The 25,258-nt window shown below is 65.7% G+C and carries 27 protein-coding genes and 1 pseudogene; 17 read left to right on the top strand and 11 right to left on the bottom strand.

Annotated elements, in window-relative coordinates; translation table 11 throughout:
- Positions 1–234 precede the first annotated feature (234 nt).
- Positions 235–801 (top strand): NUDIX hydrolase, encoded by a 567-nt coding sequence (locus THIMADRAFT_RS21305; RefSeq protein WP_007195191.1) that lies wholly within the window; start codon positions 235–237, stop codon positions 799–801.
- A 202-nt stretch (positions 802–1,003) separates the two neighbouring features.
- On the opposite strand, the gene THIMADRAFT_RS21300 is transcribed toward THIMADRAFT_RS21305, so the two are convergent.
- From THIMADRAFT_RS21300 to THIMADRAFT_RS21285, 4 genes are all read right to left on the bottom strand, one after another.
- Positions 1,004–1,834, bottom strand: a complete 831-nt coding sequence (locus THIMADRAFT_RS21300; protein ID WP_007195190.1) for a metal ABC transporter permease — start codon at positions 1,832–1,834, stop codon at positions 1,004–1,006.
- The gene (locus THIMADRAFT_RS21295) at positions 1,831–2,430 is read right to left on the bottom strand and encodes an ATP-binding cassette domain-containing protein (RefSeq protein ID WP_007195189.1); all 600 of its coding nucleotides are present in this window, start codon (positions 2,428–2,430) and stop codon (positions 1,831–1,833) included. The genes THIMADRAFT_RS21300 and THIMADRAFT_RS21295 overlap by 4 nt, the downstream gene beginning before the upstream one ends.
- Positions 2,427–3,332: a metal ABC transporter substrate-binding protein gene (locus tag THIMADRAFT_RS21290; RefSeq protein WP_007195188.1), complete on the bottom strand. Its 906-nt coding sequence runs from the start codon at positions 3,330–3,332 to the stop codon at positions 2,427–2,429. Before THIMADRAFT_RS21290 ends, THIMADRAFT_RS21295 begins: the two co-directional genes overlap by 4 nt.
- A gap of 353 nt (positions 3,333–3,685) precedes the next feature.
- A complete protein-coding gene (locus THIMADRAFT_RS21285) occupies positions 3,686–5,344 on the bottom strand; it encodes a TonB-dependent receptor (RefSeq protein WP_007195187.1) in 1,659 nt (552 codons plus the stop codon).
- 470 nt (positions 5,345–5,814) lie between these two features.
- Between THIMADRAFT_RS21285 and dksA the strand changes: the two genes are divergently transcribed.
- Positions 5,815–6,240, top strand: coding sequence for an RNA polymerase-binding protein DksA (dksA, locus tag THIMADRAFT_RS21280; RefSeq protein WP_007195186.1), 426 nt, complete (start codon positions 5,815–5,817; stop codon positions 6,238–6,240).
- A 55-nt stretch (positions 6,241–6,295) separates the two neighbouring features.
- Here dksA and THIMADRAFT_RS21275 read toward each other — a convergent pair whose 3' ends face one another.
- The 6 genes from THIMADRAFT_RS21275 to THIMADRAFT_RS21250 form a co-directional block, all read right to left on the bottom strand.
- Entirely contained in the window at positions 6,296–6,898 is a 603-nt protein-coding gene (locus tag THIMADRAFT_RS21275) for a 2OG-Fe(II) oxygenase family protein (protein ID WP_007195185.1), read from the bottom strand.
- A 133-nt stretch (positions 6,899–7,031) separates the two neighbouring features.
- Positions 7,032–7,511, bottom strand: coding sequence for a CreA family protein (locus THIMADRAFT_RS21270; protein WP_007195184.1), 480 nt, complete (start codon positions 7,509–7,511; stop codon positions 7,032–7,034).
- A gap of 16 nt (positions 7,512–7,527) precedes the next feature.
- Entirely contained in the window at positions 7,528–8,721 is a 1,194-nt protein-coding gene (locus THIMADRAFT_RS21265) for a protoporphyrinogen/coproporphyrinogen oxidase (RefSeq protein WP_007195183.1), read from the bottom strand.
- Between the two features lie 111 nt (positions 8,722–8,832).
- A complete protein-coding gene (locus THIMADRAFT_RS21260; RefSeq protein WP_199484279.1) occupies positions 8,833–9,453 on the bottom strand; it encodes a hypothetical protein in 621 nt (206 codons plus the stop codon).
- A gap of 72 nt (positions 9,454–9,525) precedes the next feature.
- The gene (locus THIMADRAFT_RS21255; protein ID WP_007195181.1) at positions 9,526–10,098 is read right to left on the bottom strand and encodes a Tll0287-like domain-containing protein; all 573 of its coding nucleotides are present in this window, start codon (positions 10,096–10,098) and stop codon (positions 9,526–9,528) included.
- A gap of 195 nt (positions 10,099–10,293) precedes the next feature.
- On the bottom strand, positions 10,294–10,620 hold the full coding sequence (locus THIMADRAFT_RS21250) for a YebG family protein (protein ID WP_007195180.1): 327 nt from the start codon (positions 10,618–10,620) through the stop codon (positions 10,294–10,296).
- 205 nt (positions 10,621–10,825) lie between these two features.
- On the opposite strand from THIMADRAFT_RS21250, the gene THIMADRAFT_RS21245 reads away from it, so the two are divergent.
- The 15 genes from THIMADRAFT_RS21245 (at position 10,826) to THIMADRAFT_RS21175 (ending at position 24,505) form a co-directional block, all read left to right on the top strand.
- Positions 10,826–11,119, top strand: a complete 294-nt coding sequence (locus THIMADRAFT_RS21245) for a helix-turn-helix domain-containing protein (RefSeq protein WP_007195179.1) — start codon at positions 10,826–10,828, stop codon at positions 11,117–11,119.
- Positions 11,116–13,131: a hydrogenase 4 subunit B gene (hyfB, locus tag THIMADRAFT_RS21240; RefSeq protein WP_007195178.1), complete on the top strand. Its 2,016-nt coding sequence runs from the start codon at positions 11,116–11,118 to the stop codon at positions 13,129–13,131. The genes THIMADRAFT_RS21245 and hyfB overlap by 4 nt, the downstream gene beginning before the upstream one ends.
- A gap of 120 nt (positions 13,132–13,251) precedes the next feature.
- Positions 13,252–14,217, top strand: coding sequence for a respiratory chain complex I subunit 1 family protein (locus THIMADRAFT_RS21235; RefSeq protein WP_007195177.1), 966 nt, complete (start codon positions 13,252–13,254; stop codon positions 14,215–14,217).
- Positions 14,214–14,912, top strand: a complete 699-nt coding sequence (locus THIMADRAFT_RS21230) for a hypothetical protein (RefSeq protein ID WP_007195176.1) — start codon at positions 14,214–14,216, stop codon at positions 14,910–14,912. Before THIMADRAFT_RS21235 ends, THIMADRAFT_RS21230 begins: the two co-directional genes overlap by 4 nt.
- A complete protein-coding gene (locus THIMADRAFT_RS21225; protein ID WP_007195175.1) occupies positions 14,909–16,405 on the top strand; it encodes a hydrogenase 4 subunit F in 1,497 nt (498 codons plus the stop codon). The genes THIMADRAFT_RS21230 and THIMADRAFT_RS21225 overlap by 4 nt, the downstream gene beginning before the upstream one ends.
- Complete coding sequence (locus THIMADRAFT_RS21220; protein WP_007195174.1) at positions 16,402–18,036, top strand: hydrogenase large subunit; 1,635 nt, start codon at positions 16,402–16,404, stop codon at positions 18,034–18,036. Before THIMADRAFT_RS21225 ends, THIMADRAFT_RS21220 begins: the two co-directional genes overlap by 4 nt.
- A 428-nt stretch (positions 18,037–18,464) precedes the next feature.
- Positions 18,465–18,980, top strand: coding sequence for an NADH-quinone oxidoreductase subunit B family protein (locus THIMADRAFT_RS21215; protein WP_007195172.1), 516 nt, complete (start codon positions 18,465–18,467; stop codon positions 18,978–18,980).
- 789 nt (positions 18,981–19,769) lie between these two features.
- The gene (locus THIMADRAFT_RS21210) at positions 19,770–20,249 is read left to right on the top strand and encodes a helix-turn-helix domain-containing protein (RefSeq protein ID WP_007195171.1); all 480 of its coding nucleotides are present in this window, start codon (positions 19,770–19,772) and stop codon (positions 20,247–20,249) included.
- 158 nt (positions 20,250–20,407) lie between these two features.
- Positions 20,408–21,157, top strand: coding sequence for an N-acetylneuraminate synthase family protein (locus THIMADRAFT_RS21205; RefSeq protein ID WP_007195170.1), 750 nt, complete (start codon positions 20,408–20,410; stop codon positions 21,155–21,157).
- A gap of 46 nt (positions 21,158–21,203) precedes the next feature.
- Positions 21,204–21,620, top strand: a complete 417-nt coding sequence (locus THIMADRAFT_RS21200) for a hypothetical protein (RefSeq protein ID WP_139052940.1) — start codon at positions 21,204–21,206, stop codon at positions 21,618–21,620.
- A gap of 61 nt (positions 21,621–21,681) precedes the next feature.
- The gene (locus THIMADRAFT_RS21195; RefSeq protein ID WP_007195169.1) at positions 21,682–21,915 is read left to right on the top strand and encodes a hypothetical protein; all 234 of its coding nucleotides are present in this window, start codon (positions 21,682–21,684) and stop codon (positions 21,913–21,915) included.
- Positions 21,912–22,196 (top strand): type II toxin-antitoxin system RelE/ParE family toxin, encoded by a 285-nt coding sequence (locus THIMADRAFT_RS21190; protein ID WP_007195168.1) that lies wholly within the window; start codon positions 21,912–21,914, stop codon positions 22,194–22,196. Before THIMADRAFT_RS21195 ends, THIMADRAFT_RS21190 begins: the two co-directional genes overlap by 4 nt.
- 107 nt (positions 22,197–22,303) lie before the next feature.
- Complete coding sequence (locus THIMADRAFT_RS27555; protein ID WP_007195167.1) at positions 22,304–22,684, top strand: hypothetical protein; 381 nt, start codon at positions 22,304–22,306, stop codon at positions 22,682–22,684.
- The gene (locus tag THIMADRAFT_RS21180) at positions 22,681–23,598 is read left to right on the top strand and encodes a DUF2887 domain-containing protein (RefSeq protein WP_007195166.1); all 918 of its coding nucleotides are present in this window, start codon (positions 22,681–22,683) and stop codon (positions 23,596–23,598) included. Before THIMADRAFT_RS27555 ends, THIMADRAFT_RS21180 begins: the two co-directional genes overlap by 4 nt.
- 577 nt (positions 23,599–24,175) lie before the next feature.
- Positions 24,176–24,505: a MarR family EPS-associated transcriptional regulator gene (locus tag THIMADRAFT_RS21175; RefSeq protein WP_007195165.1), complete on the top strand. Its 330-nt coding sequence runs from the start codon at positions 24,176–24,178 to the stop codon at positions 24,503–24,505.
- Positions 24,506–25,002: 497 nt separating this feature from the next.
- Here THIMADRAFT_RS21175 and THIMADRAFT_RS21170 read toward each other — a convergent pair.
- Positions 25,003–25,258, bottom strand: a pseudogene (locus THIMADRAFT_RS21170) (IS4 family transposase); the annotation flags it as partial.

Here is a 25,258-nt window from a genome sequence, read left to right as displayed (position 1 = left end):
GCGGGCTGTCGTTTCCAAAACGACTCAACCGCGCCTAGCGCCTTATGCGATGTTTTTGGATGGAATCGGCCCCCGCAGACTTGACGTGCGTTGGAGTCGGCGCGGTTTAACATATGAAAAAATCTATTATTTCAAACCGCGTCCCCTTCATAGGGTCATGGATGCACCAAACGTCGAGCGCGCTCGAACATGAGCATCTCGCACTGGACGCGGTTTAGATCTGAGGAATCTCCCATGACAGAAGCACGGATCCTGAAACGCGAGCCTGTCTTTGAAGGCCGGGTGATCGACGTCGCCCTCGAGAGCGTCGCCATGCCCTCCGGGCAAGAGGTGCAGCTCGAGATCATCCGTCACCCCGGCGGGGCTGCAACGGTTGCCCTGGACGAGCAGGATCGCGTCTGTCTGCTGCGCCAGTTCCGACACGCCGCGGATGGTTGGCTCTGGGAGCTCCCGGCGGGAAAGATCGACCCGGGCGAGACCCCGCGCGACACGGCGACCCGCGAGCTCGCCGAAGAAGCCGGCCTGAGCGCGGAGGATTGGATCGATCTCGGGCGCATGCACAGCTCGCCGGGCGTCTTCACCGAGGTGATCCACCTCTGGATGGCCCGCGGGTTGACCCGCCAGCCGCACGCCCATGAGCAGGACGAGCTGATCGAGATCCACTGGCTGCCCTTGGCGCAGGCACTCGACTGGTGCAACGACGGCGAGATCACCGACGCCAAGACCCTCATCGGTCTTTATCGTGCGCACGGCATGATCAAGAGCGCACTCGAGATGCTCTCCGAGGACGCGGGCTGCTAAACCGCGTCCAGAGCGACATACGCCATGTTCATGTTGTATTCGGCCTTTTGGATTTCACCACCCTTGGTGGAGACGCGGTTTAAAATTTTATCCTTTTAGAACTTTAAACCGCGCCGACTCCAACGCTCCTCACGTCTGCCGGGGCCGGTCCCATCCAAAAACATCGCATACCGCGCTGGGCGCGGTTTAACGGAGACGCGGTTCAACGCACCTGCGGCGGGCGTTTGAGACGCGTTCGGCCGATCAGACCTCGCCCCGTCTCGACCGCCGCAGCCAGCGCAATCAGCACCGCCACCAGCACCGGACCGAAGGGCTGGTCCAGCGCCAGTGCCGCGAGGTAGGCCAGAAGAAAGCCGCCGACCCCGGTCAGGGCGCAGATCACCAGCGTCCAAGTCCAGCCCGGGGCAATGCGAAAGGCGATCCAAGCCGGCACCAAGACGAGCGCGAAGGCACCCATCAGACCGACGGTCGCGGTCCCGATCGCCATCGCCAGCGCGGTCAAGAGGTCGAAGCTCAGGTGCCAGCGGTGTGCCGGCAGGCGGTTCGCACGTTCGTCGTGCGGAAAGAAACGTGCGCGCAGCAAGCGGGGCATGAGGCGGGGCAGGGCGGCCCCGGCAAGACCCGCGAGCGCGAGTGCGGCAATCAATTCCAGTGCCCCCGCGAAATAGAGCTGACCATCGACGAGCGCATGTCCGAGTGTCGCGCCGAGACTGGTGTTGGCCGCGATCAAAAAGAGCGCCGACCACCCGAACAGGATCATGAACCCGTAGGCGAGATTGCCGCGTGCGCCCGCGACCGATTTGAACGCACCGCCGGCCAGCGCGCCGAGCGGTGCACCGAGCACCGCGGGCAGCCCGAACGCGAGTCCGAGCAGTGCGCTCGCCGTGGCCAGGTGCGCCAGTCCGAGCGCGGCCAGCCATTCGTCGCGCAGCAGGAGCAAGGCCCCGATCAGCGGCAAGACCAGCGCGATGGCCAACCCCGTGATCAACGGCAGCCGAAACAAGGGATCCAGAACGAGATCGATCGCGCTCATGCGATCGCGACGACCCGCGAGCAGGCATCCTCGAGGAATCGACGCTCGTGGCTGACGAGCAGAACGCCCCGGTCCGAAACGGTCTGTGCACTGCTCGCGTCTCGGCGGGTCAGCCGGCTCGGGTCGAGCATCTCGAGCAGCAGGGCCTCCCGCTCGGGGTCGAGATTGTTGGTGGGCTCGTCGAGCAGGATCAGATCCGCCCGCCCGGCGATGGCGGCCCAGACGCACAGGAGCTGATATTGACCGCCGCTCAGACGGTCGATGCGCCGTCCCGAGACGGCGTGGATGGCGGCTGGCATGTCCTGCATGGATGCCCCGGCAAAACGCAGCAGCTCGCGTCCGGTCACCGGCATGCTCGGCAGACGGACCGGTGTCTGCTCCTGATAGGCGATGACCAAGCCGGGTCTCCGCAGGATGCGCCCGGCCAGCAGGTCGGCGCGCTCGGCAATGGCGTTGAGCAGCGTCGACTTGCCGCACCCGTTCGCACCCCAAAGACCCACGACCTCGCCCGGCGCGATGTCGAGCGAGACAGGCCCGACCACGGGTCTGCCGTAGCCGGCGACGACATCCTCCACACGCAGCAGCGCTGCGCTCAACGCGGCGGCGCCAAGGTCTGCACCCAGAGGTCGATGTGGTCGAGATAACCGTTCCCGTCGGCGTCCATCGGCGGGTCGAGCGCGAGACGGCGGGCGTTCCAGCCCAGGCCCTTGGCCAAGCGTTCCGGTGCCTGTGCCGAGGCGTAAGGGGCATAGACGACGACACCGGATCGACCCTGAAGGCGCTCGGACAGGCCCTTGATCTGCTGCGCCGTCGGCGGTACGCCCGGGATCTCCTCGATGGTGCCCAGCATCGGAACCCCGAAGCGATCGAGCAGATAGAGCGCATCCCGATGATAGAGGACCACACCCGGTGCATCCGCCAGCCGGGCTTGCCAATCATCCATGCGCTGCTCCGTCGCGGCGGCAAAGGCACGCGCATTGGCCCGATAGGTCTCGGCACCCGCGGGATCGAGCAGTGCCATGCGCTCGCCCAATGCGGAGGCAACGCTCGCCATCCGAACCGGATCCATGTTGACGTGCGGGTTGCCGACCGGATGGACATCGCCGAGCGCACGGTCCGCCGGCGATCCGGCCTCCAGCAGATCGACCTGGGCCGCGGCCTCGAAATAGCCCGGCTGTCCGGGCAGGATCCGCGGATTGGCGGCGCTGGCGATCGCCACCGGCAGCCAACCGACCTCGAGCTCTGCCCCCACCGCGACGACCAGATCCGCATCGCGCAACGCGCGAATCATCATCGGCTTGGCCTGGAGCCTATGCAGATCGCGATCCGGCGAGGCCAGTACCGTCACCTGCGCGCGCCCGGCACCGACCGTGCGCGCCAAGGCGCCCATACCCGAGCTGGTCGCCACGACATCCAGCGCGGCGGCCTGCACTGACCCGAAGGTCAGCAGACCGCCGAGCAGCGCCCCGATCACCGAAACAAGAACACTCTGAAACATAACGACTCCCCCGTATCAAACGCGTGCCTCGCACGGTTCGGCATAGTCTCTAGGCGCTGCGGGGCGATTTAATCCGCCCCTGCATGCCGGAAAACGCCTCTGGAACGATTCAAAAACAACCGAAACAAGTAGGATGGGTAGAGCGAAGCGAAACCCATCCTCCAAACCGCCGCGTTGTCGGGTTTCGGTCCGAAGCGCGTGCTGCGGGCTGGATGGGTTTCGCTGACGCTCTACCCATCCCACGGTTACCCGATACATCCTGAAATCGCGTCGGCTCCGAGATCACGGACACATGAGTCCAGCGATCCCGAGTGAACCCGCTGCATGTACCGGGGGGCGCGATTTCAGCGATTTCAGAAGGCGTGCGCCCCGTGCGAACCCATGCTGACCAGGAACTGAAGATAAAAGGCGTCGAACCGCTCGCGCTCCCCGGGAGCCACCAGGATGTCGTTGTGCGCATACTGGGCGCGCAGGCGCGAGAATTCCGAGAGGTTCCAGGTCACATCGAAGGTCCACCGATCCGACGAGCCGAAGCTCGCGTTCTCGCCGCCGCTGACCTCGTTGGTCATCCCGAGCACGTCGTAGCGCAGACCGGCCGTCCATTTCGGGGCGAATCCATAGATCGCCTGCGCATAGAGGCCGTCCGTGGTGAAGGTGCGACGCGTGCCGAGAACCTCCGGATGGGCGCTCGAGGTGGTCTTCATATCCTTGATCGAACGCAGATACTCGCTCTGTAGTTTGAAGCTCTTGTGCCCGTAGGCACCGCCGCCGTCGTATTTATAGACCAGGTCGACACCCCACAGCTGCGCGTCGCCGGCGAGACCGTCGCGGTGGATCTCGGTCGCGTGATCCTCGTCATGCGTATCCTCGTGATCGCCGTCCTGTTCGAGGCTGTGCTCCCGAGCCTCTTGATGCTGGTTGTTGTTCGCGTAGGAGAGTCCGAGCTGAAGCGCATGATTGACCCCGATCTCGGGTGAGACCTTGGCGAAGGCAGTCCAGAGTCGCGGCCCGTCGTCGGTGTCGCCGAGCTCGAGCGCCGCCTGGTCGTCGTCGCCCAAGGTCGCGCCGAAGATCTCCTGGTTGCCCTGCAGGCCTTCGACGCCGAGCAGGGTATAGAAGGGCAGCTTCGGGAGCCAGGTGAGCTGAAGTCCGGTGTCCTGAAGCCCATGCGGGCCGAGCAGATTGAGGTAGGCCAGGTTCTGATCGACGAAGTCCCATTGATGGGGATGCTGCCGATTGATGTAGCCGAAGTCGCTGAGGAACTTGCCGCCCTTCACGCGCAGGCCGGCCGGGAGGCTGCGCGTCTGAAAGTAGCCCTCTTCCAGCTCCACGGTGCCGTCCCCGTCGATCGCGAGGAACAGGGAGGCATCGAAATAGGGGTCGACGGTTGCCGAGAAGGCGATCTCGGCCTCGCGGAAATTAAACCCGTTCTCGGTGAGACCGTGCATGTGGCCTGCATGCCCCTCGTCGCCATCGTCCTCTTCGTGGCTGTGCGACTCTCCGCCCGACGGTTGATAGGCGAGCCCGACGAGCGTCGCACCCTCGCCGTCGATCCCGTCGTGGTAATAGTTGCCGTCCAGGAAGACCGAGATCTGCGGGTTGAACGCGTTGCCCGAGCCCAGCGCGCCGAGAACCGTCTTGCCGGACTCCGGGCTCGCGGTCGGCGTGACCACAGGCGCGGTCATGGGTCGGGACTCGGTCGCCGCGACCTCGGCGGCCTTCTCCGCGCGGTCCGCGGCCTCCTCCGAACGCGTCGCGGCCTTGGCCGCATCGCGTTCTGCCTTGGCGAGGCGGGATTCGAGATCCTGAATCCGGCGCTCGTACTGGGACTTCATCTGATCGATCATCGTCCGCAGCTCGGCGAGCTCGGTCTCCGTTGCGGGGAACGCGGTCATCGGTGTCAGCAAGGCGACCGCGCACGCGATCCGTGCGGGAAGCCTCGCCTCGAGCGGGCGCCGGACCCGCGTATCGGCCTCCGGCGGGTTCCGTAAAATGCCGTTATAACGTTTCATAAATGTCGGGCGCTCATTGGGTTGGAAGTGACGACATGACCCGGCCCGACCACAGGATGCGGATCCTGTCGCGGCGTCGGGTGCCGGCGATTGGACGTGCCATCCCTGCGCAACCGCATGTGTTCTCGGCCGTCGCACCCTCGACCCGGACCGGTTCGGCTCGGATAGACTTGCCGAAGGCCACCCGAATACGCGATGCTCCGCTGATGCCGCCTGGATTGCCGGCGGAGGGCTTGCTCATCAACACGGCCACGTCGCCGGTCGTCGCCGTAGGGTGGACAAGCGCAGCGCAATCCACAAGTGGCCGGCGCGATCCGCGGCGATTCGGCCGCGGCGCAAGGGTGAATCCGGACCGATGCGTCGCTTGCTCCGGGTCACGACAGGGCGTTCGGGTCAGCCTACTCAAGAAGGTACTGAAGTCGTGTTATGTTATTACATATTCGATCTGCGTCAAGGTGAGGGGGTGTCCGATGGCTGAGGATCCAGGATCCGACTATTCTCCCGGTCCCGATGAGGAGTACATGAGCGAGCGTCAGCTCGCCTATTTTCGCGCCAAGCTGCTTACTTGGCGGGTAGAGCTTCTGGAAGAGGCCCAAGGAACGCTCGACGGCCTGCGCGACAGTGCCCATCACGAGGTCGGCGACGACGTGGATCGTGCCACCCGCGAGGCGGATCAGGCGTTGGAGCTGAGGACTCGCGACCGTTGCCGCAAGCTGGTCCACAAGATCGACGAGGCGTTGGCGCGCATCGAGGACGGAAGCTACGGCTACTGCGAGGAGACCGGCGAGCCGATCGGTCTGGCGCGCCTGGAGGCGCGTCCGGTCGCGACCCTCTCCGTCGAGGCGCAGGAGCGGCGCGAGATCAAGGAGCGTCAGCGCTTGAGCGGCGCGATGTGAGTCGAGTCCCGCCCCGCCCAAGGCTCGGGCGGGTGCGATGCGGACCCTTCGGTCTTCAGCGCGGGCCGATATTGATACCGATCGACAGGCGCGGCAGCGCGCTGCGATTGATCTCCACGGCATGCGGAAGGTGTGGCGGGAAAAAGATGAAGCTCCCGGGCTGCGGCTCGATGCGAATCGTCGACGGCCCGTCGTAGAGGATCAAGTCGCCGGAGTCCGGCGGGATGTCGACGTAATAGACGCCCGAGAGCAGCTCGTCGTGCTCGTCGTGGGTGTGCTTCGAGGTCCCTTGACCTGGTCCCGTGAGATTCAGCCAAAACCCGCAGCGCAGTCTCCCGGGTAAGCGTCCGAGGATGAAGGCTGCGCAGGCAATGGCTTGATCGAGCACGGGCGCAAGGGCCGGGATGCGCGTTCGTTCGAGGTATAGATTCTCGAATCGACCGCCTACAAAATGGGTGCGACGCTCGAAATCATCCTCTTGCATCCCGCTCACGGCGGTCGCGATGGCCGTATTGATCCGCTCCGCGTCTTCAAGGCCGCATCGATGGATGTCGGCGCTGGACCAGCCGACTCGGCTCGGCACCCCGGCAGCGGATTCGCTGCCGCCGAGTGCGATCCTTCTCATGGCCTCTTGCGCATCTGCGATGGGCTGTTTCATCGAGCGGTCTTCCCCCTTCGTTCCTTCGAGATCGGGTCTAACGGGCCGTGCGCTCGGTATCAACCGAACCCCTGGTACCGCGTTCCACCTTATTTTGCGTGCTCAGCAAAATAATGTGGAACGCGGTACTCGCCTATGGGGCGTGCCCGCTCCAAGGCAGAATCGGTACGGCGGTGATACTGTTCTTCGGCGAGCCTTCGATGACCCTGTCGCTATAGCTCAAGTAGACCAGTGTGTGACGGGGCGCGTCGTAGAAGCGCACGACCTGGAGGCTCTTGAACAGCAACGACGTGCGCTTCTTGAAGACCTCGTCGCCGTCTCGCTTGCCGTCGCGAATATCTTCGGGCAGCGTGATGGGACCGACTTGGACGCAATGGATCGCCGCATCGGAGGTGTCCTCCGCGACGCCGACCGCGCCCGACACACCGCCTGTCTTGGCGCGACTCAAGTAACAGGCCACGCCCGGGATCTCCTCGTCGTCGAAGACCTCGACGAGGATCTTGTCGTTCGGACCCATCCACTTGAACTTGGTGGCAACGCTGCCGATGATCTCGGCGGTGGCCGTGCCGATCGGCAGGAGCAGGGCGAGGCCGAGCGCGATCCGTCTTCTCATGAGGTGACCTCGAGCGTCAAACCGCAAAGAGTCGATCGGACTCGCTGCGGCTGCGGGTGAGTGCATCCTCGATGGAGACGCCGAGGAACCAGTTTCCGGTGACGGCGAGCCGCGTTCCCGCGAGCGTCTCGTCGAGCCGCCTGACCCGTGCGGTGTGGCCCGTGCGCAGCGCCGGCAAGCGATTGCGCACCCGCGCCTGTGCCGCGATATGGCGCGGCGTGGTGCCCAAGGCGAGACAGGCCCGCTCGATCTGGGCTTGCTCGCCCAGCGCGCCCGGTCTGAAGTGGAAGGCGAATCCGCGGTAGCTCGGGTCGGCGAGAAAGTCACGCGAGACGGCCGAGTAGAAGGCCTCGTCGACGGCGATCAGGCCCGCGATGGGTTTGAGTCCGAGGTCGGAGGTGCGGAACGCCAGGACCAGGGTCTCGATCTCCGCCACGCCGATATCGGTGATCGCGGCCCGCGCGGCATCGAACCCAGCCGGCATCAGCGCGGTGGCGACATCCGGCGGAACGGCGAGGGTAAGCGAGCCGCAGCTCAAGGTCTCACCGCCGGTGGTGACGCGAAAGCCGTCGCCGTCGCGCTCGATCACCGAGATCTGCTGTCCGGTGCGGACCTCGAGCCCCTGCTGCGCGGCGATCGTCGCCGGGATCGCGGAGAGCCCGGTCGAGAAGGTAAACGCCTTGATGACGTCCTTGCGGCGCGGTTTGCGCCGAAACAGTGCCTCGGCGGGGTAGTCGTCCGCCGGCTGGCAGATCACGGCTTGAAAGGCATGACGCAGCAGGTCGCGATAGTTGCGGCGCCCGAGCACATCCCCGTAATAAGCGGAGACGCTGCGCCCTTCCTTGGGGGCGGAGAAGATCTTCGGGATCGAGCGCATCGCCTCCCAGAGGTGCAGCGCGGAGAGGATCGAGGCCCGCTGCCCGCCTTTCCAAAGCAGATAGCCGACCTTTCCCTTGGGCTGAACGTGTCGGGTCAATCCCAGATCGTCCAGGATCGACAGCAGGTTGCCGTAGCTGTTGAAACAGGTGTGACCGCCGGCCTCGGTCCAGAAGCCGCCGAGCTCCGGGAAGGTCTGACTGTTGATGCAACCCCCGACGCGATCCGAGGACTCGAGCACGAGGGTTCGCCGACCGCGGCGGGCCGCGAAATGGGCGGAGCCCAAGCCGCTGATGCCGGCGCCGATGACGATATGGTCAAAATCCGTGCTCATAGAGTGCTCTTGGACCGCGCCCGGTGCGGTATGCGTCGTTTGTGGGATTGGATTCTCAGTGCCGGCTCCGACAACCGTCGGCGCCGCCGCGGTTTTGAAGGAATTGATGCTTCAGTCCGGCGGCTCTCGGCCTTTCTCGCTCCGATCGGCCTCGGTCCGCGAGCCCTCGGCCGGCGGCTCCATCTCGGCAAGCGAGAGATAGTCGATGTCGGGAATCGGGATCGGCGTCGGCAGCGGCTCGCAGTCCGCGAGGCTCCAGTCTTGCCCCGAAACGAGGCTCAGCTCGCCCGTGTCGAAGGCCGCTATGTTAACCGTGCGCGCGGGTTCGAGAAAGCCGTCTTGGGTGGTCGCCAGCGCGAGGGGCCGTGTGTCGGTGCTGCGTCGGTCGGTCGATTCCGGCGGCGAGGGCGGGTCGCGTTGCGGCGGCGATGGGGTATCGGTCGCGTTCTCGGGGCTCCGATCGGAGTCCCGCGACTGCACCTGCGTGTCCAAGGGTGTCACGGTCAGGACCGCGCCGGCTTGCTCGAAGATCTCGGTGAAGCGTGCCGTGGCCACGGCATCGGCGTTGCGCTTCACGATCACCGGTCGACCGGTGAACAGGCGCTCGGAACCCGCCTCGCTGAGCTTGAATAGCGCCGTCAGGCGCTCGCGCACGCGTGCAGGATCGGCTCCTGGAGCCAGATCGCCCCGGTAACTGAGATCGAACCGTTCCTCTTCCATGGCTGATGTCACGTTGTTGGCTCGGGGCGGAGCCCGCACCGAACCTGAAGCGATCGCCCGGGCTCTCGCCCGGGCGGACTGGGGTCAAAGCGGCTTGGACAGGGTGAACGCGCCTCGGACATCGCCGAGGCTGTAGCCGCGTGCCGTATCCTCAGGATAGCGCTCATCGATCGCCGCTGCGACCTCCGGCGTGATGTCGCTGCCGTGGCAGGCGAGGCAGACCTCGCCCGTCGGGATCGCCTTCATGAAGCGAAAGGTCTTCCCGTCGGCGGTCTCGACGACCGCGGCATAGGCCATGGGCTGCACGTCTTCTCCGGCGGCGCGGCGGGCGTCGAAGTCGACGAGGACCTCTTGTTCCCAGGCATCCGGCGTATTGTCGGCGGTGTTGCGGGTCTTCAGGCTGGTTCGGCCCACCTGCCAGCCGGAGCGCTCGGAGAGGTCCGTGGCGATGGCCGGTGCACGGTCTTGGCAGACCGCGATGGCATTGGTCGGGCCGCCTTCCTTGATGGCCGCCTGCAGCTCGCCCTGCAGGGTCGTGGCGAACTCCTTGATGATCCCTTTGGCCTCTTCGACATTGGGGTTCGGTGCCGTCTCCGCGCTGAGTGTCGTCGTGGCGAGGATGGCGGTTGCAGCGGTCAGGCGTGCGATCAGCTTCATGCGCAAGGTCTCCGAGTCGGTGGAATGGTGAAAAGGTGTCGAATCGAAATGGACGAATGGGTTTCGAGCGGATCGGGCCGGTCGCCGATCCGCGATCCCGGAGCGAGGCTCGCTGTCTTTGACGGATCGGCCGTCGAGAGTTCCATGCGACGACGCTTGTTCACCGCACAGTCCCGCTCATACCGCCGGGCCCGATCAGCCGGCGGCCCGCAGGCTCGCGACCTTGGACGTCGTATCGGGTTCTTCCGCGGCCGTCGTGCTGTCGCTCTTCTCGGTGTCGATCTCGGCCGACTTGCCCTTGAGAATGCGTTCGACGGTCTTGGCATTGCGTGCCAGATAGATGGTCAGCTCCTCGAGATCGGCCTCGGGAAGGTCCGGCAGGATCTTGTCGTGGCGCAGGAGCTCGGCGAGACGCTCCGCGCTCTCGAGTGCCTTGTCGTAGGCGTCGGCGGCCTTTTTGTCGGTCGTACGCAAGCGTTCGGCTCCCTTTTGGTCTCTGACGACGTATTCGATCTCGATCACGGTTCTGGGCTCCGGGTCGGCGGTGGTGGTGCCCCGGGCGAGGGCTCCGGCGCATCAGTATACGGTTGAAGAAGCCCGGCATGCATGCGAGAGCGTCTGCGTGATGCCGGGCGCCGAAAGGCTCGATGCATCGCAGAGGCTCTTGCCAAATGATTTCTCCGCGACATAAACTCATCACTAAAACATGACTAGTGATGTCTGAAACATGATCGTTGCCGCCCAGATCCGCGCCGCTCGTGCACTGTTGGGACTCGACCAAAGGCGTTTGGCCGAGGCTGCGGGGCTGTCTCTGCCGACCATTCAACGGATGGAGGCCAGCGACGGTCAAGTCCGCGGCACCCTGGATTCGGTCATGAAGCTGATCGAGGCCCTCGACCGGGCCGGGATCGAGCTGATCGGCGACGGACAGGTCAGCTCGGACGGCGGGCGCGGGGTTCGGCTCAAGCGGTGCGACTCAGGCTCGGACGCGAAGACGAGCGACACCGACGCCACGCGATGAGGATCGAGACCGCCCTGTCCATGGCCGGGCTCGCGGTGGCGCTCGCCCTCGGGTCGGCCGTCGTCTCGCTGCTTGCGGCGCGTGTCCCCAAGGTCGTGCGCTTCGCGGCCATGCCCCTGCTCGGTCTCTGCGGCGTGGCGGCGATCGTGGCGGGATTGGGCGCCTTGCTGTCGGGCGGGGCGGCGACGGCGACCTTGCCGCTGGGGCTGCCTTGGCTGCCCTGGCATGTGCGCATCGATGCACTCGCCGGGTTCTTCCTGCTCCTCATCGGTCTGGTGACCGGCACGATCGGGCTCTACGGGCCGGCCTACGTGCGCGGGCTCGAGCAGGGCCGGGATTCGCTGGTCGCGCTTGGCGGCTTCACCGGGCTCTTCCTGGCCGGCATGCTCCTGGTCGTCCTCGCCGACGATGCCTTCCTCTTCATGATCGCCTGGGAGGTCATGTCGCTGGCGTCCTACTTCCTGGTCGGCTTTCAGCATGAGCAGGCGGCCAACCGACGCGCGGCCTTTCTCTATCTGCTGATGGCGCATGTCGGGGGGCTGAGCATCCTGCTGGGTTTCGGTGTGCTGGCCTCCTTCGGCGACGGCTTCGCCTTCGCGTCCATGCGGGCCGCCGAGCTCTCTCCCCTCTGGGCGAGCCTGGCCTTCGGCCTGGTCTTCCTCGGATTCGGCATGAAGGCCGGTCTGGTGCCGCTGCATGCCTGGCTGCCCGAGGCCCATCCGGCCGCGCCGTCGTACATCTCGGCCCTGATGTCCGGCGTCATGCTCAAGGTGGCCGTCTACGGCTTCATCCGTCTGGTCTTCGATCTGATCGGCGATGTGCAATGGCCCTGGGGGATGGCGGTGCTGGCGATCGGCAGCCTCTCGGCGCTCACCGGCGCACTCTTTGCGCTGATGCAGACCGATCTGAAACGCCTGCTCGCCTATTCATCCGTCGAGAATCTGGGCATCGTCTTCATCGCCCTGGGGTTGGCGCTGATCTTCATCGATAACGGTCACCCGTTGCCGGGCGCGCTCGCCTTCGTCGCGGCGCTCTACCACGCGCTCAATCATGCACTCTTCAAAGGGCTGCTCTTTCTGGGCGCCGGTTCCATCCTGCACAGCACCCACGAGCGGGATCTGGAGCAGATGGGCGGTCTGCTGCGGCGCATGCCCTGGACCGGGCTGTTCTTTCTGATCGGTTGTCTGTCGATCGCGGCACTGCCGCCCTTCAACGGCTTCGTCTCCGAATGGCTGACCTTTCAGGCCGCCCTCCAGGCCTGGCAGCTCGAGAGCGGCGTCATGCGCAGCCTCGTCCCGATCGCGACCGCGGTGCTGGCGCTCACCGGCGCGCTGGTGGCGGCGACCTTCGTGAAGGTCTACGGCATCGCCTTCCTCGGTCAGGCGCGCAGCCGGCACGTGCGCCGCGCCCGGCCCGGTCCTTGGGGGATCCGCGCCGCGCAGGGTCTGCTCGCCGCACTCTGTGTTCTGCTGGGTCTCTTTCCGACCCTGGTGATCGGGCTGATCGACGCCGTCCCGCGCCAGATCCTCGGCGGCGGGTTGCCCGACGCGGGCAGCCGAGGCTGGCTCTGGCTGGTGCCCGATGCGTTCGAAACCGCGAGCTACAGCGCGCCTCTGGTCGCCTTGCTGCTCGTCGCGATCGCCGCTCTCGTGGTCCCGGGGATGCGTCGTGTCGGCGCGCGCCGGGTGCGCCGCTGCGATGCCTGGGACTGCGGTTTCGCACCCTCGACGGCGCGGATGCAATACAGCGCGACCGCCTTCGCCCAACCGGTCCGGCGGGTCTTCGCGCTGCTGTTTCGGGTGGAGGAGACGCAGGTTCCGCGCGAAGACGGCGGGATGCGCCATCAGATCAAGATCGGCGACCGCAGCTGGGACGCGCTCTATCTGCCCCTGGCGCGCTTGGTCGAGGCCGCGGCGCGACGCGTGGTCCGTCTGCAGTCGGGCAACGTCCGCGTCTATCTCGGTTGGACCCTGGTGACCTTACTGGTCCTGTTGTGGATCGTCTCGGCGTGAGCGGCCCGGCCTTGATCCTTGGCCCCGCGCCGGCGTTGGTGGACTGCGCTGCGCTTGTCCACCCTACGGCGCCACTCACTGCTCACGACTCTGAAGATTCGCGATGAAGCGCTGAACCCGATGGCCGACATCCTCTCCCCATCCGCATGGCTGCTCGCCCTCGTGCAGGCGCTCCTGTTTCCGGCGCTTGCGCCGCTGCTGGCGGGCTGGGTCCGCAAGGTCAGGGCGCGTCTGCAGAACCGGCGCGGGGCCTCGGTCTTTCAGCCCTATCGCGAGCTGCGCAAGCTGCTCCTCAAGGAGGCGCGGGTCGCCCATACCGCCTCGCCGCTGTTTCGCGCCGCGCCCTACGTGGTCTTTGTCGCCACCTGGCTGGCGGCGGCAACGGTGCCGCTCCTGACCATCGATCTACCGACCGCGGTGGTCGCCGACATCATCGTCTTGGCCGGGCTGCTGGCCCTCGCACGCGTCTTTCTGGCCCTCGCCGGCATGGATGTGGGCACGGCCTTCGGCGGCATGGGGGCCTCGCGCGAGATGATGATCTCCGCCCTGGCCGAGCCGGCGATGCTGATGGCGGTCTTCACCCTGGCGATGACCGCGCACAGCACCAACCTGGGCAGCGTCATCGCGCATCATCTCGGCGATGCCTTCGTCCTGCGGCCCTCCTATCTCTTCGCCTTTGCCGGCTTGACGCTGGTGGCGCTCGCCGAGACCGGCCGCATCCCGGTCGACAATCCGACGACCCATCTAGAGCTGACAATGGTCCACGAGGCCATGGTGCTCGAATACTCGGGTCGGCACCTGGCCCTGATGGAGTGGGCCGCGCAGATCAAGCTCCTGCTCTACGGCGTGCTGGTCGCCAACATCTTCTTTCCCTGGGGGGTCGCGTCGGACCCTGCACCGGCGTCGCTGGCGATGGGTCTGGCTGCCGTCGTGCTGAAGCTGGCGGTGCTCGGGGGCGCCTTGGCGGCGGCCGAGACGGTCTTGGCGAAGATGCGTCTGTTCCGTGTCCCGGCCTTTCTGAATCTCGCCCTGCTGCTGGCCCTGCTCGGGCTCTTGAGCCATGTGATCCTGGAGGTCGGGGCATGAGTCTCCCGGCGTTGCCGCTGCTCCAACAGTTGGTGGTCCTGCTGGCCGCCCTGGTGCTTTTTCTCTCGTTCGTCCTGCTGGCGCAGAGCCGGCTGGTCTCGGCGATCCATGCGTTCGCCTGGCAGGGCGCCCTGGTCGCCGCGGTCACCGCGGTCGTCGCCGTGAGCGGGGATGTCCATCATCTGTATTTCTCGGCCGGGTTGACGCTGCTCCTCAAGGCGCTGGTGATCCCGGCGATGCTCCATCGGCAGGTCCGCGGGCTGGCGCTGGAGCGTCACACCGAGCCCCTGCAGCGTCCGAGCCTGGCCATCATGGCGGCGGTCGGGCTGGTGATCTTCAGCTCTTGGCTGGTCCTGCCGATGGTCGCCGAAGAGCTGGCCTTCACCCGCAACATCCTCGCCATCAGTCTCGCGGTGGTCCTGATCGGCTTCCTCATGATGGTGGTGCGCCAGCAGGCGGTCGCGCAGGTGCTGGGTTTCATGTCGATCGAGAACGGACTCTTTCTCGCCGCCGTCTCGGCGACCGGCGGCATGCCCTTGATCGTCGAGCTGGGCGTCGCCTTCGACGTCCTGGTCGCCATGGTCCTGTTCGGGGTCTTCTTCTTTCAGATCCGCGAGAGCATCGATTCGCTCGACGTGGACCGGCTCAATCGCCTGAGCGAGACGGCGGAGATCGCGGGGGAGGACCGGCCATGACCGCACTCCTGCTCACCGTGCTGGCGCCCTTGCTGGGTGCGCTCGCGCTGGCGCTGGTTCGCACGCCCGCCGCGGGCGGCTGGCTCAACCTGGCGATCTCGGCGCTGACGCTGGTGGCGGCCGGTTGGTTGGCCTGGTCCGTGGCGCTCGAGGGGGATGTAGTCGGCCGACTGATCGGCATCGGTTTTCGGGTCGATGCCTTCAACGTCTATCTGGTCGTCTTGACCGCCTTCGTCGGTCTGACCACGTCCATCTTCTCGCGGCCCTACATGCGTCACGTGCGTGCCGAGGGCCGGGTCTACCTCGGCGGCATGCGCGTCTATCACAGCATGTATCAGACCTTCATGCTGACCATGCTGGTCGCGCTCACCACCGACAATCTGGGTGTCCTCTGGGTCGCCGTCGAGGGCGCGACGCTGGCCACCGTTCTGCTCGTCTCGCTCTACCGCACGCCCGAGGCGATCGAGGCGGCCTGGAAATATTTCATCCTCTGCGGGGTCGGCATCGCGCTGGCCCTGTTCGGCACCGTCCTGACCTACTTCGCCGCGCAGCACGTCGACTTCGGCGCGCTCGCCGAGCCCGGCGCCGGTCTGATCTGGAGCAGCCTCCATGCCCATGCCGCCGCGCTCGACCCCACCGTCATGCGCATCGCCTTCGTCTTCCTGCTGGTCGGCTACGGCACCAAGGTCGGTCTGGTCCCCATGCACCAGTGGTTGCCCGACGCCCACTCCGAGGGGCCGACACCCATGTCCGCCGTGCTCTCCGGGTTGCTGCTGAACGTCGCCCTCTATGCCCTGGTGCGCTTCAAGATGCTGGTCGACGGCTCGCTGGCGGCGACCGCCTCGCCGCACCTGGCGGGTGCCTTGTTGATGGGCTTCGGGCTGGTCTCCTTCACGGTCGCCGGGCTCTTCCTGCACCGCCAGCGCGACATCAAGCGTCTGTTCAGCTACTCCTCCATCGAGCACATGGGGCTCATGACCTTCGCCTTCGGGCTCGGCGGCCCGCTCGCCACCTTCGGTGCACTGCTGCACATGCTGGTGCATTCGCTCACCAAGTCGGCCATCTTCGTCACCGTCGGTCATGCCGCGCACATCGCCGGGAGTCAGGGCATCGAGAAGATCCGCGGGCTCATCCGCACCCAACCGGCGGTCGGCTGGTCGCTGCTGATCGGCGTGGCGGCCATTGCGGGCTTTCCGCCGTTCGGGGTCTTCACCAGCGAGTTCCTGCTGCTCACCGCCACCATGCAGGCGCAGCCCTGGCTGACGCTCCCGCTGGTGACCGGTCTGGCCATCGCCTTCGCCGGGCTCTTCCGGCATCTGCACCCGATGGTCTACGGCACCCCGCCCGAGGGCCAACAGCCTGTTCAGGCCAACATGATCCCGGTCGTCGTCCATCTGGGTCTGGTGCTTTGGCTGGGGCTCGCGATCCCCGGCTTCCTTGCGCAATGGCTGAACCGGGCGACGCAACTCATCACCGGGAGCAGTCTGCTGTGAGCCGCTTTGACTGGTTGTCCGAGTTTCTGGCCCGGCTCGACCACGATCGGCCGATCCCCCGACAGGCTGATGCCGATGTCCTGGCCCCGGCCCGTCGTCTGGATCTCGCTGCCGAGGATTGGGGTGCGGCCGGGAGGATCGCCGCGGCGATGGGTCTGAGGCACGCGGGCGTCTGGGCCGATCCGCTCGGGGATCGTCCGTCGGAGAGCCCGCAGGAGAGCGGGAGCGAGATCGAAGGTTCGGCCATCCGCGTTCAAGCCTGCCTCGAACGGGACGGCGACTACCTGATCCTGCAAACCCTGGTTTTGCAGACACGCCCGGTTCTGGACTCGCACACCCCGCTGTTCCCCGGCGTCGATCGCCTGGAGCGCCATGCTCGAGACCTGACCGGCGTGCGCTTTCACGGGCATCCGGACGAGCGGCGTTGGACCCGCCATCAGGCTTGGTCGACCGATGACTTTCCGCTGCGCACGGATTTCCCGATCGAAGGGCGCAGCACGCGGCGCACCCCGGCCGATGTCGACTACCCTTTCGCCCGCATCCAGGGCAGCGGCGTCTACGAGATCCCGGTCGGCCCCGTCCACGCCGGCATCATCGAGCCCGGACACTTCCGCTTTCAGGCTGCCGGCGAGGACGTCCTGAGCCTGGAAGAGCGCCTCGGCTATGTCCATCGCGGGATCGAGAAGCTCGCCGTCGGGCGCGATCCACAGGGTCTGATGCGACTTGCCGCCCGCGTCTCCGGCGACTCCACCGTCGCCTATGCCTGGGCCGCCGCTCAGGCGATGGAGCGCGCCGCCGGCTGCGCGCCGCCGCCACGCGCGATGAGCCTGCGCGCCCTGCTGGCCGAGCGCGAGCGCATCGCCAACCATCTCGGCGACATCGGCGCCATCTGCAACGACGTCGGCTTCGCCTTCGCCCACGTCCAATGCGCCCGGTTGCGCGAGCAGTGGCAGCGCCGCAGCGCGGCACTCTTCGGTCATCGCCTCATGATGGACACGCTGCTCCCCGGCGGCGTCGCCCACGACCTCTCGGAGACCGACTTCCGCGAGCTGCGTCTCGACCACGCGGCCCTCCAAAAGGCCATCGCGCCCCTGTTCGATATCATCGACGACCACCCGTCGCTCGACGACCGCCTGATCGGAACCGGCATCCTCGCGCAGGCCGACGCCCGCGCGCTCGGCTGCACCGGCTATGTCGGCAAGGCCAGCGGGCTCGCGTTCGATGTCCGTCGCGACAGTCCCTATGCGCCTTACGACCAGGTGCGCGTCGAGGTCCCCGAAGAGACGGCGGGCGACGTCGCCGCCCGCGTTCGGGTTCGCATGAAGGAGGTCCGCGCGAGCCTCTGGATGCTCGACCGTCTGCTCGATGCCCTGCCGGAGGGCGAGATCGCCGCGCCTTTCCCGTCTCCGCAGCAGGGCGCCATGGGCCTGGGTCTGATCGAAGGCTGGCGCGGGGAGATCCTCTGCGTCGTGCGCTTCGCCGCGGAGGGCCGGATCGCCCGCTACTTCCCGCGCGACCCGAGCTGGTTCACCTGGCCGGCCCTGGAGCGCCTGATCCACGGCAACATCGTCCCGGATTTTCCGGTGTGCAATAAGTCGGTCAACGGGTCGTATGCGGGGGTGGATCTCTGAACCGCGCCACCATGCGACATGCGCGCTTGGCTGCTGATTCGGGCCTCGAATGTATCAACAGGCGCCGCAGCGGGCGCGGCTCAGGATACTGAGTTTTTTCGACCTCGCTCGTAAGAATGGCCACCCAAAAGAACACTCTGCTCATGACAAAAAATCACTGCGCTCGTGACACCCGCTCTGCGGTGTCACGCATACCCCTGGCGCTCTGCGCCACGTGCCAGGATGGAACATCACGGCGCTCGTGACACCCGCTCTGCGGTGTCACGCATGCCCCTGGCGCTCTGCGCCACATGCCGGGATGGACGGAGTGACGAACTCCAGGATATTGACTTCTTTTTTCCGAATCGCGTCAGGCAGAGGGTTCATGGGCATCCTCGCCATCGCGGTTGGCGATGACCGTTCCCCATCACTCAGAGACGCGGTTCAGCATGTTCCGAATCCTTAAGCAATCCTTCCGCACAGGCGTCGTGACCGAAGCCGTACCTGCCCACGACGATGCCGAGCTGGAGCGGCTCGGCATCGAGGTGCGCCGACACATCGATGCGCGCTTCGGCGGAAGTCTCGCCATCCGGCAGGTCGACGCGGGCTCCTGCAACGGCTGCGAGCTGGAGATCCATGCGCTCAACAATCCCTTCTACGATGTCGAGCGCTTCGGCATCCACTTCGTCGCCTCGCCCCGTCATGCCGACCTCCTGCTCGTGACCGGACCCGTATCCCGCCACATGGAGACCGCACTGCGCCGCACCTGGCGCGCCACCCCGTCACCCAAATTCGTCATCGCCGCCGGCACCTGCGCGTGCGACGGCGGCGAGATCGGGGTCTCCTACGCCTCCTGCGGTGCCCTCGAGAACGTGATCCCGGTCGACGTGAAGATCCCCGGCTGTCCACCCGCACCGATCGACCTCCTGAAGGGATTGCTCGGGGCATTCCAGATCGACCCGTGAGACTTCACTCGAGCTGACGCGCCAAGAGGCGTACCCCGCCGCGAGACGCCCGGCGATCACGGAGCCGTTTTGCACCGATCTGCCCTTCCCCGAAACGCGCGCCAAAGATCCACACATCAAAGCGTTGGGCCGCCCCTTCAGGGCCTAGGATGGGGATCGTGCTCCCGAGGCGATGCCCCGGGCTCGCGTGATAAGCCCCGTTGGGCCAGTCCCGTAGGGTGCGGTGAGCGCAGCGAACCGAACCGAACGCCCGAGGCGATGCCCCGGGCTCGCATGGTAAGCCCCGCTGGGCCAGCCCCGTAGGGTGCGGTGAGCGCAGCGAACCGCACCGACCCCACAGACACCGCCGCACCACGCAAAACCGCACCCTCCGGTGCGGTTCCTCCGTCACCACACCCTACGATGCCGCCAGCCAGCCCCGTAGGGTGCGGTGAGCGCAGCGAACCGCACCGAACCCCCCAAAGGCGGGACGGGTATTCTGCCGCCAGCTCGCGCTCGAGCTGCTGTTTGGTTTTGATGCTGCCCGCACTGGCATTGCCGTCGGCCGGATCGTAATCGGGTTGTCCTCTGCGATGTCATCCTCCGCGCTCGGCGGCAGCAACATCGGCTGGCTCGGCTCAAAGCCGCCCTTGTAACGCCGCCCGCGCAGGACATCGGCCACCGCGCCGGATCGGCGGTTTTCCAAACGCCCATCACCTGAAGCCTCCTGACGACGGCGGTTGCGGTTATTGCACTTGTTGCATTTGCATCGATCATGGATGGACGCAAAACAAAGCAGGAAGCTCCGTCATGACCACCAGTGACGATGCCCGCGAGCTTGAGTCATCCCTGTTGAGTCCCGCCGAGAAGGATCTGGCGCGCGCCGCTCAACGCTGCATTATGGCCGCGCTGGATCACTCGCGCGCCGCCTCGATCCTGCTGACAACAGACACCGGCGAACAGCCGCGCGTAGAGGTGCCGCCCGCAGCCCTGAAAGTGATCGGCCAGTTGCTCGGCGCCATGAGTCAGGGCCAGTCCATCGTGCTGATGCCCATGGAACGCGAGCTCACGACGGTCGAGGCCGCACACTTCCTCAATGTCTCGCGTCCTTTCGTCATCAAAGAGATGGAAGCGGGTCATCTGCCTTACCGAAAAGTCGGCACGCATCGGCGCGTGACCCTGAAGCACCTGCTGGACTATGAGCAACAGATGCGCGAGCAACAGCAACAGGCGCTCGATCGTCTTGCGGATAACGCACGCGAGCTGGGTCTGGGCATCCGGTCGCCGTGATCTCGGCGTTCAAGCGGATGCGGACACGGCGAAAAAAGCCCGAATCGACCCCGGATGAGTTTGCAACGGCGCTGGAACGGGCGGGCTTGCCGGCAACGGCCAACCGGCTCCGAGAAGCCGGGCCGGGCTGATTTGATGGTTCCGTGTCAAGGGATACCATGGACAGCCCGCGTTTAACCAAGACGGGACATCCCCCGCGGGGCATCGAGGCCAAGGCCCGCATCACCGCCCGCGTCCTGCAGCGCAAACGCGCCGAATACGAAGCCCTCAAGGCCGAAATCGCCCGGCTCGACGCCGAGGTCCGCTTCGGCAAACCCCTGATCCTCTCGACCGGCATGGCCACCCTCGGCGAGATCGAGGCCGCGATCGATGTCTTGGAGACCGCCGGCACCCCACGCGAGCGCATCACCGTCCTGCCCTGCAACACCGAATACCCGACCCCGATGCAGGACGTGAATCTGCGCGCCATGCTGGCCATCCGCGATGCCTTCGGCGTGGCCGTCGGCTACTCCGATCACACCGCCGGCATCGAGGTCCCGATCGCCGCCGTCGCACTCGGCGCGACGGTGATCGAAAAACACCTCACCCTGGACCGCAACCTCCCCGGCCCGGACCACAAGGCCAGTCCGGAGCCGGGCGAATTCGCCGCCATGGTGCGCGCCATCCGCAACATCGAGCTGGCCCTGGGCGACGGCATCAAACGCCCCAGCCCGAGCGAGGCCAAGAATGAACCGATCGCCCGCAAGTCCATCGTCGCCGCCGTCCCGATCCGCTCCGGCGATGCCTTCACGGCCGACAACCTCGCCGTCAAACGCCCCGGCACCGGGCTCTCGCCGATGCGGTGGGATGAGGTGGTCGGGCACGGCGCAAGACGAGACTTCGACAACGATGAACTGATTGAGGTATAGGCTTACCAAAGAGAGTATCAAATCGCACCAGCAGGTAAGATACGAGATGAGTACAGCGAAGACGGTTGCCAAAGACGATCGCGATATCCCCGAAGATGCACGTCGACCAGCGGCGGGTGTCACGGGTAGCCCCGTTGGGCGGCGGGATTTCAAAGCTGCCGTCATCCTCGGGGACGATACCGCGACACGCATCCGCGTCGTTCTTTTTGGCCGCGAGGCGACCGACGGCGACCCGGTTACGTGGGTTCGTCGTGGGTTGCCGGTCACCGGTGTCGCTCGGCTGCAGAAGAAGTTGAGGGTCCGAGAATCAGACCTGCTGTCCTTTACATGGACGATGACGGCGTCCCACATTGCCGCGCCGTGTATGGAGACCACGCCGGATCATTCAGTCTCGATGATGGTGAACGGCTCGCAGGACAGAGGTTTCCGGCGCAGGCGGAAAAGATCGAAGCCTTCATTCTAGAACAAGAGATGCGACAAGGCATCGAACGAGCTCCTTTAACACTGTCGGGAGGAATTCAAGGATGTTGAACAGCGTCACCTTGGATGAAGTCATCAACACCGCACTGCAGTTGCCGCCCGACCAGCGAGAGATGCTGATCGGAATCCTGCGTCACCGTCAAAACGAGGCACGACGTGACGAGATGGCTGCGGACGCGCGACGCTCAATCGCACTATTTCATGAGGGAAAGTTGAAGGCACAGTCTGCCGAGGACGCCATCAATGATCTCCACGGGACCCTCGCGGATGTCGAATGAGACCACTCGTTGTCACGCCCAAGTTTCGTCGCGCGTACCGCAAGCTGATCAAGCGAGATAGAACGCTGCAAGGCGATATCGATGGCGTGCTCCGGAATCTGCAGGCGGACGTTTTCTCAGCCGCACTCGGAACGCACAAGTTGAGTGGCAGCCTTTTGGGGCTGTGGGCGTGCTCCTGCGGTTACGATTGTCGAGTGGTTTTTGCACTACAGGCCGACGCGGAAAGCGGGGAGGAAGTGATCCTGTTGCTCGATATCGGAACTCACGACGAAGTGTATTGACGGCAATGCGAAGGGCTAAGCGTGAATTCAATGCTTCATCCGAAACAACCGTTTCGTTTCGACAGTCGCCTCAATCCCGCCGGCCATCCGGATGCCGATCCGACCTCATGACCAAACGCATCTGCATCGTCACCGGCACCCGCGCCGAATACGGCCTGCTGCGCTGGGTGATGGAGGGCATCCGTCAATCCCCCGCACTGGAGCTGCAACTCATCCGCCGCGTCCGCCATGATCGCCCGTATCCCGATCGCCCATCTGCACGGCGGCGAGACGACCGAAGGCGCCTTCGACGAAGCCATCCCCGACATGCCAAGACGTTTACATCACTCGGCCAGCTGCGCGATCTCTCGACCGTCGCCCAAGTCGACGCGGTGGTCGGAAACTCATCCAGCGGACTGGTCCACACCCTGTACTCCTCCCTCGCAAGCCCCTCCAAGATACTGCACGAGATGTTGCACGTCCTCCCGCCCAGCCGCGAGCGCGTATGAAAACGGACAACCCCATCTACCTCTTCCTCTCCGCCGGCGCCGAAGCCTTCCGCGTGCTCACCGGAGGTCATGAATTGGTCGGTCCTTACCGGTTCTGTTCCCTGACCATCAAAGGGCTGGAGCGCCGTTTGGATGGAATTTTCGAGCCCGACGGGCACGACGGGCCGGTCTACGTGGTCGAATTCCAAGGTCAGCACTCGGACAAGGCTTGGTACAATCTGCTGACCAAGATCGGTCTGTATGGCGAGGAGCATCCGCATCGGGACGTGATCGGCGTGGGGATCTTTCTGCGGGAGCAGGATCGGCCGCGTTTTCCACGGTGGGCGAACCAGGCCCAAGCGCCGCTGCTGCAAGTCGCGCTGCGGCGCGTCTTGCCGGATTGGCTGGCGCGGGAGCCCGACAACCCCTATGTTGCGGTCTTCGCGCCGCTGCTGATCGACGACGATGAGGACCTGCGAGCCCGTGCGCAGGACTTGTGGCGCACCGTGCAGGACGTCTCGCTTGCTCCGGAGGTGCGCGAGATCTTGGGACAGGTCTTGGAGTTTTGGTTTTTCGAGCGATTTCGCGGACTGACCGCGAAGGAGATCTGGGCGATGCTGAACTTAGTGACCCCGATTCAGGAGACGAAGGCGTATCAATCGATCTTTGCCGAGGGCGAGGCAAAGGGCGAAGAAAAGGGCGAAGCAAAGGGCGAAGCAAAGGGTAAGGCCATGGGTCAGGCCATGGGCAAGGCCATGGGCAAAGCCGAAAGTCTCAAGCGTCTGCTCACGCGTCGCTTCGGCCCATTGCCCACAGAGGCGGAGCAGCGCATCGATACGGCGCCGGTTGCGCAACTGGACGCCTGGCTCGACGGCATCTTCGATGCCCCCAGTCTGGAAGATCTGATCGGAGGCCACGCGGGGCCAGCCCCGTAGGGTGCGGTGAGCGCAGCGAACCGCACCGAACTCCCGAGGCGTTACCCCGGCTCGCAGGGTAAGCCCCGCTGGGCCAGCCCCGTAGGGTGCGGTGAGCGCAGCGAACCGCACCGAACTCCCGAGGCGTTGCCCCAGGCTCGCATGGTAAGCCCCGTTGGGCCAGCCCCGTAGGGTGCGGTGAGCGCAGCGCACCGCACCGACACCGCCGCACCGCGCAAAACCGCACCCTCCGGTGCGGTTCCTCCGTCACCACACCCTACGATGCCGCCAATCCGGAGGATCTGCCCGCAGGTCACGGGGGCTGAGTGTCCCCAAGGCGGGACGGGGTATTCACCCCGTCCCGCACGTTTATCCGCCGCCCTTGCCCCGCCGCCCCCGACCCGCTACTCTACCGACGTCGTACAACGCCTGAACAAACCGCCGCGCGCCTATACCTCGAAAACGACAGGGTAGGGCGGTAGCGTGTCCAAACAACCAAGACGCCCCCCGGTCGATTCAAGCATATCGGTGCCCCTGCACCCGGCGCGCCCGATCGCGTCACCCAGCCTTATCCCTGCGACGCCCGCGAGCGAGCCCCGTGACCGACGACCTCCACTACCGCGTCCTCAAGCACCTCGAGACGCACCCCGACGGCACCCAACGCGATCTTGCGAAGGCGCTCGGCATCAGCCTGGGCAGCACCAACTTCTGCGTGCGAGCCCTCATCGACCACGGTTGGGTGAAGGTCCAGAACTTCCGCAGAAGCGACAACAAGCTCGCCTACGCCTACCTGCTCACCCCGCAGGGCATCGAGGCCAAGGCCCGCATCACCGCGCGCTTCCTGCAGCGCAAACGCGCCGAATACGAAGCCCTCAAGGCCGAAATCGCCCAGCTCGACGCCGAGGTCCGATCGCAATCCAAACCGTAGCGACCTATGCACCCCGCTTCAACCCGACATCCGGCACCAACTCCCAAGCGGAGCCCCGGTACACGCTCCCAAGCGTCACCCCGGCACTCGCTCCCACGCTCCGCGTGGGAGTGTAGCCCCGACGCTCCGCGTCACGAGCCCGAAAGCCCAGCGGCCCGACAGTCGGTCTCTCAACCCGCCCCCGCCAAGGACGCCGAGCTCAAGCCCCGGGCGCACCTGCCGCGCCCGACCACCGAGATATCCCCGGCGCAGCACATCGCTCCGGCGGCAGGGACGCAGAGCGTCCCGACGACACTCCCACGCAGAGCGTGTAACCGAGTAATGCCAAGATCAGCCTCGGAGCAAGAACAACCGCAGCCCCCTTAGGTCGGGCTCCAGCCCGACAAACCCCGAGCCGGCAGCAGGGCCGCGTCGAACTGAGGTGATCGCCGGAAAACAACCCACCAACCTGTCGGGCGACGGAACCCGCCCCACCCCCAATGCCATTAAGTTAAGCCCTAGCGGCAGCGCTTGTAGTTGGGATGGAAGCGTTTTGGCGTCGTGGACTTGATGTGACGCGGGAACGACCGATCGGGCCGGATCGCCTCCACCTCCAGGGCCATGGCGCAGAGGAGCCGTTCAAGGAGGTCGGGCGGTGGCTCCGTAGAGAGCAGGCGCACGACGTTGTCCTTCATTTTCGACAGTGCGTTGGCGAAGTTGACCTGATAGCCGCGTCGGCGCTCCTGATACAGGCGCGTGGTCATCCATTGCGCC

It is taken from the genome of Thiocapsa marina 5811, from assembly GCF_000223985.1.
GTDB classification, from domain to species: Bacteria; Pseudomonadota; Gammaproteobacteria; order Chromatiales; family Chromatiaceae; genus Thiocapsa; species Thiocapsa marina.
This window is presented reverse-complemented; position numbering and strand designations above follow the sequence as displayed.

Excerpts from the sequence above, each read along its gene's own strand:
- dksA (WP_007195186.1), top strand. The coding sequence starts at position 5,815 with ATGGCTGAGGATCCAGGATCCGACTATTCTCCCGGTCCCGATGAGGAG.
- THIMADRAFT_RS21290 (WP_007195188.1), bottom strand. The coding sequence starts at position 3,332 with ATGTTTCAGAGTGTTCTTGTTTCGGTGATCGGGGCGCTGCTCGGCGGT.
- THIMADRAFT_RS21205 (WP_007195170.1), top strand. The coding sequence starts at position 20,408 with ATGGACAGCCCGCGTTTAACCAAGACGGGACATCCCCCGCGGGGCATC.
- THIMADRAFT_RS21225 (WP_007195175.1), top strand. The coding sequence starts at position 14,909 with ATGACCGCACTCCTGCTCACCGTGCTGGCGCCCTTGCTGGGTGCGCTC.
- THIMADRAFT_RS21305 (WP_007195191.1), top strand. The coding sequence starts at position 235 with ATGACAGAAGCACGGATCCTGAAACGCGAGCCTGTCTTTGAAGGCCGG.
- THIMADRAFT_RS21245 (WP_007195179.1), top strand. The coding sequence starts at position 10,826 with ATGATCGTTGCCGCCCAGATCCGCGCCGCTCGTGCACTGTTGGGACTC.
- THIMADRAFT_RS21195 (WP_007195169.1), top strand. The coding sequence starts at position 21,682 with ATGTTGAACAGCGTCACCTTGGATGAAGTCATCAACACCGCACTGCAG.
- THIMADRAFT_RS21180 (WP_007195166.1), top strand. The coding sequence starts at position 22,681 with ATGAAAACGGACAACCCCATCTACCTCTTCCTCTCCGCCGGCGCCGAA.
- THIMADRAFT_RS21285 (WP_007195187.1), bottom strand. The coding sequence starts at position 5,344 with ATGAAACGTTATAACGGCATTTTACGGAACCCGCCGGAGGCCGATACG.
- THIMADRAFT_RS21270 (WP_007195184.1), bottom strand. The coding sequence starts at position 7,511 with ATGAGAAGACGGATCGCGCTCGGCCTCGCCCTGCTCCTGCCGATCGGC.
- THIMADRAFT_RS21300 (WP_007195190.1), bottom strand. The coding sequence starts at position 1,834 with ATGAGCGCGATCGATCTCGTTCTGGATCCCTTGTTTCGGCTGCCGTTG.
- hyfB (WP_007195178.1), top strand. The coding sequence starts at position 11,116 with ATGAGGATCGAGACCGCCCTGTCCATGGCCGGGCTCGCGGTGGCGCTC.
- THIMADRAFT_RS21215 (WP_007195172.1), top strand. The coding sequence starts at position 18,465 with ATGTTCCGAATCCTTAAGCAATCCTTCCGCACAGGCGTCGTGACCGAA.
- THIMADRAFT_RS27555 (WP_007195167.1), top strand. The coding sequence starts at position 22,304 with ATGACCAAACGCATCTGCATCGTCACCGGCACCCGCGCCGAATACGGC.
- THIMADRAFT_RS21210 (WP_007195171.1), top strand. The coding sequence starts at position 19,770 with ATGACCACCAGTGACGATGCCCGCGAGCTTGAGTCATCCCTGTTGAGT.
- THIMADRAFT_RS21200 (WP_139052940.1), top strand. The coding sequence starts at position 21,204 with ATGAGTACAGCGAAGACGGTTGCCAAAGACGATCGCGATATCCCCGAA.
- THIMADRAFT_RS21190 (WP_007195168.1), top strand. The coding sequence starts at position 21,912 with ATGAGACCACTCGTTGTCACGCCCAAGTTTCGTCGCGCGTACCGCAAG.
- THIMADRAFT_RS21265 (WP_007195183.1), bottom strand. The coding sequence starts at position 8,721 with ATGAGCACGGATTTTGACCATATCGTCATCGGCGCCGGCATCAGCGGC.
- THIMADRAFT_RS21230 (WP_007195176.1), top strand. The coding sequence starts at position 14,214 with ATGAGTCTCCCGGCGTTGCCGCTGCTCCAACAGTTGGTGGTCCTGCTG.
- THIMADRAFT_RS21255 (WP_007195181.1), bottom strand. The coding sequence starts at position 10,098 with ATGAAGCTGATCGCACGCCTGACCGCTGCAACCGCCATCCTCGCCACG.
- THIMADRAFT_RS21235 (WP_007195177.1), top strand. The coding sequence starts at position 13,252 with ATGGCCGACATCCTCTCCCCATCCGCATGGCTGCTCGCCCTCGTGCAG.
- THIMADRAFT_RS21275 (WP_007195185.1), bottom strand. The coding sequence starts at position 6,898 with ATGAAACAGCCCATCGCAGATGCGCAAGAGGCCATGAGAAGGATCGCA.